At 73.4% G+C, this 14,931-nt stretch carries 14 protein-coding genes; 4 read left to right on the top strand and 10 right to left on the bottom strand.

The window, feature by feature from the left end:
- Positions 1–3 precede the first annotated feature (3 nt).
- Genes V7S47_RS22370 through hemL form a run of 3 tightly spaced genes read right to left on the bottom strand, consistent with a single transcriptional unit; the run spans position 4 to position 2,589 of the window.
- A complete protein-coding gene (locus tag V7S47_RS22370) occupies positions 4–582 on the bottom strand; it encodes a TlpA disulfide reductase family protein (protein WP_336563640.1) in 579 nt (192 codons plus the stop codon).
- A 1-nt stretch (position 583) separates the two neighbouring features.
- Positions 584–1,267: a histidine phosphatase family protein gene (locus V7S47_RS22365; RefSeq protein ID WP_336563639.1), complete on the bottom strand. Its 684-nt coding sequence runs from the start codon at positions 1,265–1,267 to the stop codon at positions 584–586.
- Positions 1,264–2,589: a glutamate-1-semialdehyde 2,1-aminomutase gene (gene hemL / locus V7S47_RS22360; RefSeq protein WP_336563638.1), complete on the bottom strand. Its 1,326-nt coding sequence runs from the start codon at positions 2,587–2,589 to the stop codon at positions 1,264–1,266. The genes V7S47_RS22365 and hemL overlap by 4 nt, the downstream gene beginning before the upstream one ends.
- A 268-nt stretch (positions 2,590–2,857) precedes the next feature.
- On the opposite strand from hemL, the gene V7S47_RS22355 reads away from it, so the two are divergent.
- Positions 2,858–4,099 carry a lytic transglycosylase domain-containing protein gene (locus V7S47_RS22355; protein WP_336563637.1) on the top strand — a complete coding sequence of 414 codons (1,242 nt, stop codon included), beginning with the start codon at positions 2,858–2,860 and terminating at the stop codon, positions 4,097–4,099.
- A 10-nt stretch (positions 4,100–4,109) separates the two neighbouring features.
- On the opposite strand, the gene hemB is transcribed toward V7S47_RS22355, so the two are convergent.
- The 7 genes from hemB to V7S47_RS22320 form a co-directional block, all read right to left on the bottom strand.
- Positions 4,110–5,087 (bottom strand): porphobilinogen synthase, encoded by a 978-nt coding sequence (gene hemB / locus V7S47_RS22350; protein WP_336563636.1) that lies wholly within the window; start codon positions 5,085–5,087, stop codon positions 4,110–4,112.
- Positions 5,084–6,742, bottom strand: a complete 1,659-nt coding sequence (locus V7S47_RS22345) for a uroporphyrinogen-III synthase (protein ID WP_090856745.1) — start codon at positions 6,740–6,742, stop codon at positions 5,084–5,086. Before V7S47_RS22345 ends, hemB begins: the two co-directional genes overlap by 4 nt.
- Entirely contained in the window at positions 6,739–7,701 is a 963-nt protein-coding gene (gene hemC / locus V7S47_RS22340) for a hydroxymethylbilane synthase (protein WP_336563635.1), read from the bottom strand. The genes V7S47_RS22345 and hemC overlap by 4 nt, the downstream gene beginning before the upstream one ends.
- A complete protein-coding gene (locus V7S47_RS22335) occupies positions 7,698–8,990 on the bottom strand; it encodes a glutamyl-tRNA reductase (RefSeq protein WP_336563634.1) in 1,293 nt (430 codons plus the stop codon). Before V7S47_RS22335 ends, hemC begins: the two co-directional genes overlap by 4 nt.
- On the bottom strand, positions 8,987–9,664 hold the full coding sequence (locus tag V7S47_RS22330; RefSeq protein ID WP_336563633.1) for a redox-sensing transcriptional repressor Rex: 678 nt from the start codon (positions 9,662–9,664) through the stop codon (positions 8,987–8,989). The genes V7S47_RS22335 and V7S47_RS22330 overlap by 4 nt, the downstream gene beginning before the upstream one ends.
- 180 nt (positions 9,665–9,844) lie before the next feature.
- Positions 9,845–10,084 (bottom strand): glutaredoxin family protein, encoded by a 240-nt coding sequence (locus V7S47_RS22325; protein WP_090856735.1) that lies wholly within the window; start codon positions 10,082–10,084, stop codon positions 9,845–9,847.
- On the bottom strand, positions 10,081–11,724 hold the full coding sequence (locus V7S47_RS22320) for a class I adenylate-forming enzyme family protein (protein ID WP_336563631.1): 1,644 nt from the start codon (positions 11,722–11,724) through the stop codon (positions 10,081–10,083). The genes V7S47_RS22325 and V7S47_RS22320 overlap by 4 nt, the downstream gene beginning before the upstream one ends.
- Before the next feature lie 76 nt (positions 11,725–11,800).
- On the opposite strand from V7S47_RS22320, the gene V7S47_RS22315 reads away from it, so the two are divergent.
- The 3 genes from V7S47_RS22315 (at position 11,801) to V7S47_RS22305 (ending at position 14,930) form a co-directional block, all read left to right on the top strand.
- Positions 11,801–12,682, top strand: coding sequence for an HAD family hydrolase (locus V7S47_RS22315; RefSeq protein WP_244509399.1), 882 nt, complete (start codon positions 11,801–11,803; stop codon positions 12,680–12,682).
- Positions 12,683–12,799: 117 nt separating this feature from the next.
- On the top strand, positions 12,800–13,573 hold the full coding sequence (locus V7S47_RS22310) for a sigma-70 family RNA polymerase sigma factor (RefSeq protein WP_336563630.1): 774 nt from the start codon (positions 12,800–12,802) through the stop codon (positions 13,571–13,573).
- A 136-nt stretch (positions 13,574–13,709) separates the two neighbouring features.
- A complete protein-coding gene (locus V7S47_RS22305) occupies positions 13,710–14,930 on the top strand; it encodes a DUF5667 domain-containing protein (protein WP_336563629.1) in 1,221 nt (406 codons plus the stop codon).
- Position 14,931: the final 1 nt, after the last annotated feature.

Here is a 14,931-nt window from a genome sequence, read left to right as displayed (position 1 = left end):
CCGCTACCCGCTCCCCTTCTCGACGTCCTCGACCATGCCGACGAGGGTGCGCACGGACGGGACCTCGCCGCTGACGATCGCGGCCACCCGCCCCTGCTCGTCGAGGACGGCCGTCGAGGGCACGCTGGCCGGCCGGAAGGAGCCACGGAAGGCGAGCAGCACCGACGGGTCGCTCGACCCGTCCAGCGAGGGGTACTCGACGCCGTGCGAGCGCTCGAAGGCCAGCGCGTCGTCGCGGCTGGAGTCGCGGATGTTGATGCCCAGGAAGGCGGCCCGGTCGCCGAGCTCCTCGGCGGCCTCGGCGAGCAGCGGCATCTCCCGGTTGCACGGGCCGCACCACGAGCCCCACGCGTTGACGACGACGATCTGGCCGCGATAGTCGGCGAGGTCGAGCTCGTCGCCCGCGATGGTCTCGGCCGACAGCTCGATAGGATCCTTCCGCTCGTCGACGCCGAACTGGATGACCTGGCTGTCGCCCTCGATGTAGCCGTTCGGGTTCGTCTGGCCGACGGACGTGCAGCCGCCGGTGATCACCAGGGCACCGGCGAGAAGGGCGCCGGAGAGGGCGCGGGAGAACCTCATGTCAGGGCCGGTTCTCCTCAGGCGCGCCACCGGCCGAGAACGGGGCCTTGCGGTCGCCGGCCGGGATCAGGTCACCGGCGGGCTCGGAGTAGGAGACCTGCGCGAGCCGCTCCCCCACGAAGTGGAACGACGTCAGCGAGCACAGGGTGCACTGCCGGCTGCGCGGGTCGTGCAGGAAGGAGCGCTTCTCGACGTGCAGCCGGGTCGTCCAGATCGGCAGCTGGTGGGAGACCAGGACGGCCTCGTGGCCCTGCGCCGCGACCCGGGCGTCCTCGACGGCCGCCATCATCCGGGCGGCGATCGCCTTGTACGACTCGCCCCAGGACGGCGTGAACGGGTTGCGCAGGTGCTTCCACAGGCTGGGCCGCTTGACCAGCGTCATCGCGCCCTCGCCGAAGCTCAGCCCCTCGAAGACGGTCGTGGACTCGATGACCCGCTCGTCGGTGACGATCTCCAGGCCCCGGGCCGCCGCCAGCGGGCGGGCGGTCTCCTGGGCCCGCTCCAGCGGCGAGGCGACCAGGTGGGTGATGTCGCGGTCGCCGATCGACTCGGCGATCCGCTCGGCCATCCGGTTGCCCAGCGCCGACAGGTGGAAGCCGTCGCGCCGGCCGTAGAGCACGCCCTGCGGGTTGTGCACCTCGCCGTGGCGCAGCAGGTGGACGATCGTGTCGGGGGTGGCGCTCATGCGGTCTCCAGGGCGGCAGCGGCCGCGCGGGCGGCTCCGGGCAGGGCGTCGACCACGGTCTGGACGGCGCGGTCGTCGTGGGCGCTGGAGAGGAACCACGCCTCGTACGCCGAGGGCGGCAGGTAGACCCCCGCGTCGAGCATCGCGTGGAAGAAGGCGGCGTACGCCGGGGCGCTGGTGCGCGAGGCGTCCGCGAAGTCGCGGACCGGTCCGTCGGTGAGGAACACGGAGAACATGGTGCCGCTCGCCTGCACGACGTGAGGTACGCCGGCGGCGCTCAGCGCCTCGGTCGCGGCCGCCTTGATCGTCTCGCCCGCCGCCCCGATGTGGGCGTAGACCTCGTCGGTGGCCAGCCGCAGCGTGGTCAGCCCGGCGGTGGTCGCGATCGGGTTCCCCGACAGCGTGCCGGCCTGGTAGACGGGCCCGTCCGGCGCCAAGCGGCCCATCACGTCGGCGCGACCACCGAAGGCCGCGGCCGGGAAGCCGCCGCCCATCACCTTGCCGAAGGTGACCAGGTCGGGCCGCCAGCCCTCGACCGCCCCGTCGAGGCCCCACTGCCCCTGCCGCGACGCACGGAAGCCGGTCATCACCTCGTCGCTCACGAACAGCGCGCCGTGGCGGGCGCAGGTCTCGGACAGGAACCGGTTGAAGCCTGGCTCCGGCGGGACGACGCCCATGTTCCCGGGAGCGGCCTCGGTGACCAGGCAGGCGATCCGGTCGCCGTGCTCGGCGAAGACCCGCTCCACCGCGGCGCGGTCGTTGTAGGGCAGCACCAGGGTCAGCTCGGTCGACGACGCGGGCACGCCCGGCGTCCCCGGGACCGCGAACGTCGCGAGCCCCGACCCGGCCGACGCGAGCAGGGCGTCGACGTGGCCGTGGTAGCAGCCGGCGAACTTCACGACGACGTCACGGCCGGTGAAGCCGCGGGCCAGCCGGATCGCCGACATGGTCGCCTCGGTGCCGGAGGACACGAAGCGCACCCGGTCGACCGGCGCGCGGTCGACGATCTCCTCGGCGAGCTCCACCTCCGGCTCCGTCGGCGTGCCGTACGACGTGCCGCGGGCCACCGCGGCCTGCACCGCGGCCTGCACCTCCGGGTGGGCGTGCCCGAGCAGCATCGGGCCCCACGAGCAGATGAGGTCGACGTACTCGTGTCCGTCGACGTCGGTGAGCCAGGCGCCGGCGGCGGAGCGGATGAAGCGCGGGGTGCCGCCGACCGCGTTGAAGGCCCGGACCGGGGAGTTCACGCCCCCGGGCGTGACCGCGCGGGCGCGCGTGAACAGCGCCTCAGAGGCAGGGGTGGGACGGATCGCGGCAGACATCGCCTCATTGTCGCCCAGCCGCCCAACCGACCGTCGGCGAGGGTCCTCGACCACCGTCCGTCACAGTGGTATGGCCCACTCAGTGGACTCGGTCGTTTCGCGCTCATGCCGGTCGGGCACCATCGTGACGCCGACCACTCAAGCTCGTCCGAGTTGTTCGGCTGATTCGAACCTCCGCGTAACTTGCCCGTGACACGATTCGTTGATCGCCCACGGACGTCGGAACGCTCGGGGACGACACATCGCTCGAAGATCGGGAGTAGACCGCATGGCAAAGCGACTCGGACGCGCGCAGCGCGCGACGGCCCTGGTGCCGCTCGCGCTGTTGTCCGCCGCCTGGACCGCCAGCCTCGCCGGCGTCGGCGCGGGGTCGGCCACGGCCACCCAGACCCCCGACCCGCTCCCGGCCACCAGCCTGCCCGACGGGACCAGCGTCCCGACCCAGGCCATCGAGGCCCCCGCCAGCGTCTCCTCCCCCGACGGCGTCGCCCCCGGCATAGGTGCCGGCGGGGCGGCCCAGGCCGTCTCGACCGCCTCCACGGCCGGCATCCCCTCGGTCGCCCTGGCCGCCTACCAGCGCGCCGAGACCGTCATCAACGCCGCCGACGAGAGCTGCAACCTCACCTGGCAGCTGGTCGCGGCCATCGGCCGGGTCGAGTCCGACCACGGTCGCTACGGCGGCAACACCCTCGACGACCAGGGCGTCGCCCGCCCCGGCATCTTCGGCATCGCCCTCGACGGCACCAACAAGACCCAGGCCATCGCCGACACCGACGCCGGCCAGTTCGACGGCGACGCGAAGTGGGACCGCGCGGTCGGCCCGCTGCAGTTCATCCCCTCGACCTGGTCGGTCGTGGGCGTGGACGCCGACGGCGACGGCCGGCGCGACCCGCAGGACATCGACGACGCGGCCCTGGCCTCAGCGGTCTACCTCTGCTCCGGCGACGACGACCTGTCGACGACCGCCGGGCAGCGCACCGCGGTCTACCGCTACAACCACAGCGACTCCTACGTCGACCTGGTGCTCTCGATCATGAGCAACTACCTGGCCGGCTCCTACACCTCGGTCCCGAACGGCACCACGGCCGCGGGCTACATCCAGCCCGACACGTCGTACACCCCGCCGCCGAGCGCGAGCTCCGGCCCGAAGGTGGTCAAGGAGAGCAAGCCCGGCGCGAACCAGCCCGAGGCCACCGCGCCGGCCGCGCCCACCACCCCGACGCCCACCGCGCCGTCCGGCGGCGGCAAGGGCGACGGCGGCGGCAAGGGCGGCGGCAAGCCCACGAAGGCCCCCAGCATCCCGCCGGTGGTCGTGCCGACGCTGCCGAGCACCGGGGTCACCCCGGTCGACGAGACCCTGACCCGGGCCCAGGCGATCGTGCAGTGCGCGCTCGACTACGGCCTGAAGGTCGACGTCAACGGCCTGGTCAACGTGATCCTCAGCCTGCTCAACACCGTGGTGGGCGCCGAGGCGACCGAGGCCTGCATCGCCAAGTACACGAACCCCTGACCGGGTCGCGTCAGCGGGCGAGCAGCCGGGCGGCCTCGGCCGCCCAGTAGGTCAGCACCACGTCGGCACCCGCGCGGCGGATCGACGTCAGCGTCTCGAGTATCGCGGCCTCACGATCGATCCAGCCCTGCGCCGCGGCCGCCTCGAGCATCGCGTACTCGCCGGAGACGTTGTAGGCGGCGACCGGGACGTCGACGGCGTCGCGCACCCGGCGGAGCACGTCGAGGTAGGCCAGCGCGGGCTTCACCATGACCAGGTCGGCGCCCTGCGCGACGTCGAGCAGCGCCTCGCGGACGCCCTCGACCGCGTTGCCGCCGTCCTGCTGGTAGGTACGGCGGTCGCCGGTCAACGAGGAGTCCACGGCTTCGCGGAACGGCCCGTAGAAGGCAGAGGTGTACTTCGTGGAGTAGGCCATGATCGAGACGTCGGTGTGCGCGGCGCCGTCCAGCGCCTCGCGGATGGCCGCGACCTGGCCGTCCATCATGCCGCTGGGCGCGACCATGTCGGCGCCGGCCGCGGCCATGGCCCGGGCCATCTCGGCGTACACCTCGAGGGTCCGGTCGTTGTCGACCCGACCGTCGGGGGTGAGCACCCCGCAGTGGCCGTGGTCGGTGAACTCGTCGATGCACAGGTCGCCGATCACGGTGATCGCGTCGCCGACCTCGGCGACCACGTCGGTGATCGCGACGTTGAGGATCCCGGCCGGGTCGACCGCACCGGACCCGACAGCGTCCTTGGTCTCGGGGACGCCGAACAGGATCACCCCGCCGAGACCCAGCTCGGCCGCCTCGCTCACCGCAGCCAGCACGCTGGAGCGGGAGTGCTGGACGACGCCCGGCATCGAGGAGATCGGGACCGGCTCGTCGATGCCCTCGCGGACGAAGAGCGGCAGCACCAGCTGCCGCGCCTCCACCGAGGTCTCGGCCACCATCTGCCGCAGCGCCGCGGTGGTCCGCAGGCGCCGCGGCCGGATGACGGGGCCGGTCATCGCGCGGTGGTGGTCTTCCGGCGGCCCGACGGCTTGCGCTCGGACGGCCGGGTGACCTCCTGGCCCGCCTCGACCATCGCGGCCCGGCGAGCGGAGCCGAAGTCGGCGAGCGCGTCGACCAGCTCGTCGACGTCCGGCTTGGGGGCCAGGACGTCGACCCGCAGGCCGTGCTCCTCGGCGGTCTTGGCCGTGGCCGGACCGATCACCGCGATGATCGTCGACGGGTGCGGCTTGCCGGCGATGCCGACCAGGTTGCGCACCGTCGAGGACGAGGTGAAGACGACCGCGTCGAACTTGCCGGTCTTGATCGCGTCGCGGGTGGGCGCCGGCGGCGGGGTGGCCCGCACGGTGCGGTAGGCCGTGACGTCGTCGCACTCCCAGCCGAGGTCGACCAGGCCGGCGACCAGGGTCTCGGTGGCGATGTCGGCGCGCGGGAGGAAGACCCGGTTGATCGGGTCGAGGACGTCGTCGTACTCGGGCCAGTCGGCGAGCAGGCCGGCCGCGGACTGCTCGCCCGAGGGGACCAGGTCGGCCCGCAGACCCCAGTCGGCGATGGACTGGGCGGTCTTGTCACCGACGGCGGCGATCTTCAGGCCGGAGAAGGCCCGGGCGTCGAGACCGTACTCCTCGAACTTCTCGCGGACCGCGCGGACCGCGTTGACGGAGGTGAAGGCGATCCACTCGTAGCGACCCTCGACCAGGCCGCGGACGGCCTTGTCCATCTGCTGCGGGTTGCGGGGCGGCTCGACCGAGATGGTCGGCACCTCGTCGGGGACGGCGCCGTAGCCGCGCAGCCGGTTGACCAGCGGGCCGGCCTGGTCCTTGGTGCGAGGCACCAGGACCCGCCAGCCGAAGAGCGGCTTGGTCTCGAACCACGAGAGCGTGTCGCGCAGGTCGACGACGTCGCCGACCACGGTGATCGCCGGGGGGGCCATCCGGGCCGCGCGGGCGTCGGTGGCGATGTGCTCCAGCGTCGAGGTGACGGTGCTCTGGGTGGTGGTGGTGCCGACCCGGGTCATTGCGACCGGGGTCTGCGGCGAGCGGCCCGCGGCGACCAGCGCCTTGCTAACCTCGCCGATCTGGCCGACGGCCGAGAGCAGCACCAGGGTGCGCCGGTCGGCGTAGTGGCTCCAGTCGATCTTCTCGCCACAGGTGACGACCGCGACCTCGCGGTGGTCCTTGGTGGTGAGCGGGATGCCGGCGTACGCCGGGACCGCGCTGACCGACGAGACGCCGGGCACGATCTCGAAGCCGAGGCCCGCCTTGGCGCAGGCCTGCGCCTCCTCGGGGCCCGAGGCGTAGAGGAACGGGTCGCCGGTCATCAGCCGCACGACGCGGTGTCCGCGCTTGGCCTGCTTGACGACGACCTTCGCGCGGGCGGCGTGGGTCAGCGGCTGGCCGTCCTCGCCGAACCCGCCGTCGACCAGCTCGGGGCCGGGGACCGGCTCACCCTCGGGAAGGTCGGCCGGGTCGGCCAGGCCGAGCAGGTGCCGCACCAGGGCGGCGTGCTCCGGCGCCTCGGTGACGATCACGTCGGCCTGCTCGATCAGGCCCACGGCGCGGACCGTGAGCAGCTCCGGGTCGCCGGGTCCGCTGCCCACGAAGGACACCCATCCGCGGGTCGGGGTGGCGGTGGTGGTCTTGCCTCGGGTCATGCGTTGCGCACCTGTTCTGACTCGTCGTGCTGTCGTGTGTCCAGCTGTCCGGCCCCGTCGGCGAGCATCTCTGCCGCCAGCCGGTTGCCGACGCCCACGGCGTCGGCGGGGTCTCCCGACGCGGACATCCGCACCGCGAGGGCCCCGTCGGGTGAGAGCGCGATGGCGCGCACCCAGATCTCGTCTCCGTCATCGCCCTCGGCAACCTCGGCGAGGGCGCCGATCGGGGCCGAGCAGCCACCTTCGAGGGTGGCCAGCACGGCCCGCTCCGCCTCGACCGCGGCCCGCGCGCGCGGGTCGTCGAGGACGGCCAGGTCTGCGGCGAGCGCGTCGTCGCTGCGGCACTCGACGCCCAGCGCCCCCTGGCCGGGGGCGGGGAGCATCTGCAGCGGGTCGAGCACCTCCGTCGCCTCCTCCAGCCGGCCGATCCGGGCCAGGCCGGCGCGCGCGAGCACGACGGCGTCGTACTCGCCCGACCGGACCTTGCCGATCCGGGTGTCGACGTTGCCACGGACGCCGACGACGTCCAAACCGAGGCCGAGGGCGTGCAGCTGGGCCGCCCGTCGGGGGGAGCCGGTGCCGACCCGCGACCCGACCGGGAGCTCGCCCAGGGTCAGTCCGTCGCGGGCGACGACCACGTCGCGCGGGTCCTCGCGACCGGGTACGGCGGCCAGCGCGATCCCGTCCGCGGGGTAGGTCGGCAGGTCCTTCAGGGAGTGCACCGCCACGTCGACCTCGCCGCGCAGCAGCGCGTCGCGGAGCGCGCCGACGAAGACACCGGTGCCGCCCACGGCGGTCAGCGGCGTGCCGGCGGCCTGGCTGCGGTCGCCGTCGGTGGCGATCTCGACCAGCTCGGCCTCGCGGCCCAGCCGGGTGCGGATCAGCTCGGCGACGTGACCGGCCTGGGTGGTCGCCAGCAGCGAGGCGCGGGTGCCGACGCGCACGGTCGCGGCGCTCACCGCAGACCCTCCGGACGGGTGACCGCGTCGACCGCCTCGGGGTCGAGGGCGAAGAGCTCGGCGAGCGCGGCGGCGTACGACACGGCGCCGGCCTCGTTGGCCAGCTCCTTCACGCGCACCGTCGGCTCGTGCAGCAGCTTGTCGGCGACCCGGCGCACGGTGTGCAGCACCTCGGCGCGGGTGGTGTCGTCGAGGCCGGGCAGCCGGCCGTCCAGCCGCTCCATCTCGGCGTCGACGACGGCGGTGGCCATCGAGCGCAGCGCCACGACCGTGGGGGTGACGCTGGCCTGGCGCCGGGCCGCCAGGAACGCGGCGACCTCCTGGCCGACGATCCGGCGGACCTCGACGACCTCGCGTCCGGCGTCGGAGGCGTGCAGGTCGTCGGCGAGCTCGGCCAGGCCGAGCAGGGTCACCCCGTCCAGCTCGGTCACGCCCGGGTCGACGTCGTGCGGCAGGGCGAGGTCGATGAGCACGACCGGGCGATTGTCGGGACGGGACCGCTCGAGCATGGCGCGGGTGACGAGCACGCCGGTCGAGCCGGTGCAGCTCACGACCAGGTCGGCGTGGGCCAGCTCGGCCTCGAGGTCGGCGAGCGGGGCCGGACGGGCGTCGTACTCGCGGGCGAGTCGGTCGGCCCGCTCCTGGCTGCGGTTGGCGACGACGATCTCGCCGGCACCGAGGCGCGCGACCGTCGCGGTGGCCAGACCGGCCATCGCACCGGCCCCGACCACGAGCACCCGGCGACCGGCGACGCCGCCGCCCGCGAGCTCGGAGCGCTCCAGGGCGGCGGTCACCAGGGAGGGCGCGACCCGGTCGATGTCGGTCTCGGCGCGCGAGCGCTTGCCGACGCGCAGGGCCTGCTGGAAGAGCACGTTGAGGGCGGGGCCGACGGTGCCGAGCTCCTGGCCCAGGCGCAGCGCCTCTCGGGCCTGGCCGAGGATCTGGCCCTCGCCGACGGCCATCGAGTCGAGGCCCGCGGCCACCTGGAAGAGGTGGGAGACGGCGCCGTCGTCGTAGTGGACGTAGAGGTGCGGGAGCATCGTCTCCGCGCTCCGACCGGCGCGCTCGACCAGCAGCCGCGACAGCTCCTCCACGGAGCCGTGGAACCGGTCGACCTCGGTGTAGATCTCCAGCCGGTTGCAGGTGGAGATCACCGTGGCCTCGGTGACGTGGGTGCACGACGCGACGTCGGTGACCAGCTTCTGCACACCGTCGGAGGTCAGCGCGACGCTCTCCAGGAGAGCGACGGGAGCGGAGTTGTGGGAGATGCCGACGACCAGGATGCTCATGCCGGTTCCTCCTGCTGCTGGTCCTGCGCCTTGCGCTGCTCGTGGTACGCGAGGATCTGCAGCTCGATGGACAGGTCGACCTTGCGGACGTCGACCCCCGCGGGAACGGTCAGCACGGAGGCGGCGAAGTTGAGGATGCTGCTGATGCCGGCGGCGACCATCCGGTCGGCCACGGCCTGGGCGGCCGGGGCCGGGGTCGCGATGACCCCGATCGCCACGCCGTGCTCGGCCACGATGCCCTCCAGGTCGTCGAACGGGCGTACGTCGATGCCCGCGACCGTCTCACCGGTCCGCGCCGGGTCGGCGTCGAGCAGCGCCACGGTGCGGAACCCGCGACTGCGGAACCCGGAGTAGTTGGCCAGCGCGTGCCCGAGGTTGCCGATCCCGACGATCACCACCGGCCAGTCCTGGGTCACGCCGATCTCGCGGGCGATCTGGTAGCGCAGGTAGTCGACGTCGTAGCCGACCCCGCGCGTGCCGTAGCTGCCGAGGTAGGACAGGTCCTTGCGGAGCATCGCGCTGTTGACCCCTGCCGACGCCGCGAGCGCCTCGCTCGAGCACGTCGACGTACCGGCCTCCGACAGTGACGTCAGGGCCCGGAGGTAGACGGGCAGCCGCGCGACGGTGGCCTCGGGAATGTCCCGGGCGGTCTCGCTGGGCGTCCGTGCGGTCACGTGCGTCTTCTCTCCATGCCACGAGGGGCAAGTAGCTGCCGCAGATGGGGGCCGGCGCAGCCCGGATTCGTCCGACGGCTCGCTCACTGTAGGAGTTTGTGAACGAGAGAACAAACCGGCGGAAGCCTCGTCCGGGGGCACGCCTAGCACATGTGACATGTCCCACCCGCGGAGGGGTGGCTACGAGGTGAGAGCCGTGCGCAAGCGGTCCTCGCTGACCCGCCAGAAGTCGTGCTGCCGGCCGTCGACGAGGGTCACCGGGATCTCCTCGCCGTACCGCTCGAGCAGGGCGGGGTCGTCGAGGATTGAGATCTCGTCGTACTCCTCACCGAGCTCGGCGCAGACCCGCGCGACCACCGCACGGGCGTCGTCGCACAGGTGGCACCCCGGCTTGGAGTAGAGCGTGACCCGGGCGGTCACGGCGCCTCCTCCAGCAGGCCCAGCGCGCGGCGGCGCTCGATGCCGCGCAGCCGGCCCTTCTGCACCTTGCCCGTGACGGTGAGCGGGAGCTCGGCGACGACCTCGATGCGCTGCGGGCGCTTGAAGCGGGCCAGCCGGGCCTCGCAGTGGTCGCGGACGGCGGCGCCGACGATGGCCGGGTCGTCACCGTTCGCCACGACGTAGGCGACCACGGCCTCGCCCGTGTGCTCGTCGGCGACGCCGATGACGGCGGCCTCCAGCACCTGGTCGAGCTCGCGGATGACCTCCTCGACCTCGACCGGGTAGACGTTGAACCCGGAGACGATGACCATCTCCTTGAGCCGGTCGACGAGGAAGAGGTCGCCCTCGGCGTCGAGGAAGCCGACGTCGCCGGTCGACCACCAGCCGTCGTCGTCCGGGCCGTCGGCGCCGTCGGGCCAGTAGCCGCTGAACAGGTTGGCCCCCCGCACCTGGATCTGCCCGGGGTCCTCCCCCTCGGGCTCGCGGCCGGCGTCGTCGATCAGGCGCAGGTCGATCCCGGGCAGCGCGGCACCGACCGAGCCGGCCGCCGGTGGCCGCGTGCTGCAGAGGGTGCTGGTCACCACCGGGGACGCCTCGGTGAGGCCGTAGCCCTGGTGCACCGGGATCTCGGTGCGCACGACGAACTCCTCGACGAGCTCGGGGGCGAGCGGCGCGGAGCCGGACAGCACCAGCCGGACCGGGCCGAGCCGTTCGGCCAGGTGGTCCTCGCCCCGCCAGTAGGCGAAGACCGGCGGGGCCACCGGGACGACGCTGCAGGCCTCGTCGTCGATGATGTCGAGGGTGCCCTGGGGGTCGAATCGCTCGACCAGCACCAGCTTGGCGCGGTGCCGCACGACACCGCCGAGCACCGCGTTGAGGCCGTAGACGTGGAAGAGCGGCAGCACGCCGAGCACGACGTCGTCGCCGTGCATCATCGGCGGGTCGACGACCGCGACCTGCTCGATGTTGGCGAGCAGGGCGCGGTGGGTGAGCATCGCCGCGCGCGGGCGGCCCGAGGTGCCGCTGGTGTAGAGGAGGCACGCGAGCTTCTCGGGGTCCTGGAGCGGCGGGACGAACCGGGCCCGATCGGCGCGCAGGTGGTCGTAGGAGCGCTCGCCGGGCAGCAGCGTGGCCCCCGCGACCACGACGCGCGGCGTGACCGCCCGGGTCAGCAGCTCGGGGTCGAGCTCGGGGGCGCGGCCCGCGGCGTGGTCGTCGACCGCCCGGGCGAGCAGTGCGACGCCCTCGCGGACGGCCCGCACCGCGGCGAGGTCGGTCACGACCATCTTCGCCCCGGAGTCGGCGATCATCCGGGCCAGCTCACCCGGGGTCGCCAGCGGGTTCACGGGTACGGCGACCGCCTGCGACCGCAGCACCCCGAAGTACGTCGCGACGAACTCCAGGCGGTTGCCGAGCACGAGCATCACGCGGTAGCCGGCCACGATGCCCGCCGCGCCGAGGCCTGTGGCGATCCGGCCGACCTCGTCGTCGAGCTCCGCCCAGGTCATGCTGCGACCGCCGGCCTCGACGACCGCCAGCTTGTCCGGGCTCTCCACAGCGGCGGCGGCGACCAGGTCGGCCACGTCACGGACGTCGGGAACCTCGGCTGAGGCAGGCATGGAGGGATACTTCCACACCACGCAACGGCACGCGGCGGACTCCTCCGGACACCGGTCGGGGCTCTACCCTGGCCGGGTGACCCCGCCCGCCGAACGGCGCAGCCTCCCCAACCTCCAGCAGCGGTCCACGCTGGCCGGCGAGGCCGCCGCGGCGGCCGCCGAGGTCGAGACGGCCCTGCACACCCCGGCCGACGCCCGCTCGGCGGCGTTCTTCGACGTCGACAACACCGTGATGCAGGGCGCGAGCATCTTCCACCTGGCCCGCGGCCTGCACCGCCGCAAGTTCTTCACCACCCGCGAGATCGCGGGCGCCGCCTGGAAGCAGGCCTACTTCCGGGTGGTCGGCGTCGAGGACCCCGAGCACGTCGCCGACGCCCGCAACTCCGCGCTCTCCTTCATCGCCGGCCACACCGTCACCGAGCTCGAGGAGCTGGGCGAGGAGATCTTCGACGAGGCGATGGCCCACCGGATCTGGCCCGGCACCCGCGCCCTCGCCCAGATGCACCTCGACCAGGGCCAGCGGGTCTGGCTGGTCACGGCCGCGCCCATCGAGATCGCCCAGATCATCGCCCGCCGGCTCGGGCTGACCGGGGCGATGGGCACCGTCGCCGAGCACGACGACGGCGTCTACACCGGGCGACTGGTCGGCGACATGCTGCACGGGCCCGCCAAGGCGGAGGCGGTCAAGGCGCTCGCCGCGCGCGAGGAGCTCGAGCTGGCCGCCTGCTCGGCGTACTCCGACTCCTACAACGACCTCCCCATGCTCTCGATGGTGGGCGACCCGTGCGCCATCAATCCCGACGCCCGGCTGCGTGCCCACGCCCGCGAGCAGGGCTGGCGGGTCCGCGACTACCGCACCGGCCGCAAGGCCGCTCGCGCCGGGCTCCTGGTCGGCGCGATGACCGGCGCCGCCACCGGCGCGGTCGCGGCGGGTCTGGCCGTCCGCCGGCGGCACTGAACCGCTTTCCCCTGCCCGGGATTTTGCGGACGGTTTCGTTCACATGCCGGACTACTCGTGCGTAAGGTGGGAAGAACGCTCGATGGGGCCGAGCGTTTCCGGGAGGGGATCGACCAGATGCCGTGGCACCGTGGCGATGGCGTGCGCGACGCCGCGCGGGGGCTCGATGCCCTGCGCGCCGAGGTCGCGCGGCTGCTGGCCCCGCCGCCCCTCGCCACGCCGGGTCCCGGGATGCTCCTGGCCGAAGCGCTCACCGGCGAGGGTGGCCCGGTCCCGACCGGCCCCGGCTCGTCGTACGACGACAGCGAGCTGGCCGCCTCCTCGGAGGAGTCCGAGGCCGAGCGCACCCGGCTGATCGCCCTGGTCGAGCTGGCCCGCCAGGGCGACTCCGAGGCGTTCGGCCTGCTCTACGACCACTACCAGGGCTCGGTCTACCGCTTCCTGTTCTACCGGACCCGCTCGAGCACGCTCGCCGAGGACCTGACCTCGGAGACCTTCTTCCGGGCGCTGCGGAGCATGACCAGCTTCCGCTGGCAGGGCAAGGACTTCGGCGCCTGGCTGATGACCATCGCGCGCAACCTGGCCACCGACCACTTCAAGGCGGGCCGGACCCGGCTGGAGATGGCCACCGAGGACATGGGTCAGCACGACGACGCCACCGAGGGCCCCGAGGCCGCGGTGCTGGCCGGGCTGACCAACGAGATCCTGCTGCGGGCCCTGACCGAGCTGCCCGTCGAGCAGCGCGACTGCCTGGTGATGCGGTTCCTGCAGGGCATGAGCATCGCCGAGACGGCCGCCGTCCTGGGCCGCAGCGACGGCGCGATCAAGCAGCTCCAGCTGCGTGGGGTGCGCAACCTCGCCAAGCTGATGCCGGAGGGGATCCGCGGCTGATGAGCACCCGTGCTGAAGTCGTCCTGACGCCTGCGTCACACGCCGTAACCTCCGCCGTCCGCCCGTCGTTGAAACGTTCGTCCGGGAGCGCCACCGCGCGCCCGGTCATGGCCGAGACAACAGGACGGATCCACCGATGAGCCCCGTGTTCGCGGCGCGCAGACGCGCCGAGGAGTTCGACTCCCTGGTCGAGGGAACCTCGACCGGGCCGGTCGACCCCGCACGGTACGACGAGCTTCTGGCGCTGGTGGGCACGCTCCGCGCGACCGCCCCGGTCGAGCCCCGGCCCGCCTTCGTCGCCGACCTCCGCGAGCGGCTGATGACCGCGGCCGAGACCGAGCTGGTCCCCGCCGCGCCGACCGCCGCCGTCCAGGATCGGCTCACCGTGACACGCCGCTCGCCGCGCGAGCGCCGACTGGCCGCCGTCGTCGGCGGGTTCGCCATCATCGGCGCGACCACCTCGATGGCGGTCGCCGCGCAGTCCGCGCTCCCGGGCGACGTGCTCTACCCGCTCAAGCGGGCCATCGAGAACGCCCACACCGGGCTCAGCGTCGACGACGAGCAGAAGGGCTCGACGCTGCTGGCCAACGCGAGCGGCCGGCTCGAGGAGGTCGACCGTCTCACCCGCGCCTCGGCATCCGGCGAGGTCGACGTCCGCGCGGTCGAGGAGACCGTCGTGCTGTTCACGGCCCAGGCGACCGAGGCCAGTGACCTGCTGCTCGCCGCCTACGACGCCGAGGGCGACGACGAGGCGCTGAGCGAGCTGCAGGACTTCACCGACCGCGGCTTCACCCTCCTCGACCAGCTGGCCTCCGACGCCACCGATGAGGTGCGCGAGGCACTGGTGCCGGTCGGCAACGTGCTGGCCGCGATCGAGGCCGCCGTCCAGCAGGCCTGCCCCAGCTGCGTGGTGTCGCTGACCCAGCTGCCGCAGTCGCTCCTCCAGCCGGTCGGCAACACCCTCGACCAGCTGATCTCCTCCGGGACCGGCCAGGCCCCGACGACGGCCGACCCCAAGCCCGGTTCGGGCGGGGGCAAGCCGACCTCCCCGAAGCCCGGGAAGTCCGCGCCCTCGGCCGGGGTCCCGACGGCGCCCGCCGTACCCCTGCCCACGCCGGGTGGGGGCAACGGCTCCGGCGGCTCGGGCGGCTCCGGCGGCTCGGGTGGCTCGGGCGGCTCCGGCTCCTCGGGCGGCAAGAACCCCGTCGAGGACCTGGTCAACGGGCTGCTCGGCGGCGGCAGCAGCTCGACGCCCACCGAGGACCCCGAGATCCCGATCGTGACCGACACGCTCGAAGGCGTCGGCGACATCGTGGGCGGCCTGCTCAACCCGCCGAAGCCGACCACCAAGCCCTGAC

The organism is Nocardioides sp. CCNWLW216, from assembly GCF_037120545.1.
Lineage (GTDB): Bacteria > Actinomycetota > Actinomycetes > Propionibacteriales > Nocardioidaceae > Nocardioides > Nocardioides lianchengensis.
Note: the sequence above shows the minus strand (reverse complement) of the source record. Positions and strands in the feature narration are given on the sequence as shown.

Excerpts from the sequence above, each read along its gene's own strand:
- hemL (WP_336563638.1), bottom strand. The coding sequence starts at position 2,589 with ATGTCTGCCGCGATCCGTCCCACCCCTGCCTCTGAGGCGCTGTTCACG.
- V7S47_RS22365 (WP_336563639.1), bottom strand. The coding sequence starts at position 1,267 with ATGAGCGCCACCCCCGACACGATCGTCCACCTGCTGCGCCACGGCGAG.
- V7S47_RS22355 (WP_336563637.1), top strand. The coding sequence starts at position 2,858 with ATGGCAAAGCGACTCGGACGCGCGCAGCGCGCGACGGCCCTGGTGCCG.
- V7S47_RS22370 (WP_336563640.1), bottom strand. The coding sequence starts at position 582 with ATGAGGTTCTCCCGCGCCCTCTCCGGCGCCCTTCTCGCCGGTGCCCTG.
- hemB (WP_336563636.1), bottom strand. The coding sequence starts at position 5,087 with ATGACCGGCCCCGTCATCCGGCCGCGGCGCCTGCGGACCACCGCGGCG.
- V7S47_RS22305 (WP_336563629.1), top strand. The coding sequence starts at position 13,710 with ATGAGCCCCGTGTTCGCGGCGCGCAGACGCGCCGAGGAGTTCGACTCC.
- V7S47_RS22335 (WP_336563634.1), bottom strand. The coding sequence starts at position 8,990 with ATGAGCATCCTGGTCGTCGGCATCTCCCACAACTCCGCTCCCGTCGCT.
- V7S47_RS22310 (WP_336563630.1), top strand. The coding sequence starts at position 12,800 with ATGCCGTGGCACCGTGGCGATGGCGTGCGCGACGCCGCGCGGGGGCTC.
- V7S47_RS22320 (WP_336563631.1), bottom strand. The coding sequence starts at position 11,724 with ATGCCTGCCTCAGCCGAGGTTCCCGACGTCCGTGACGTGGCCGACCTG.
- V7S47_RS22345 (WP_090856745.1), bottom strand. The coding sequence starts at position 6,742 with ATGACCCGAGGCAAGACCACCACCGCCACCCCGACCCGCGGATGGGTG.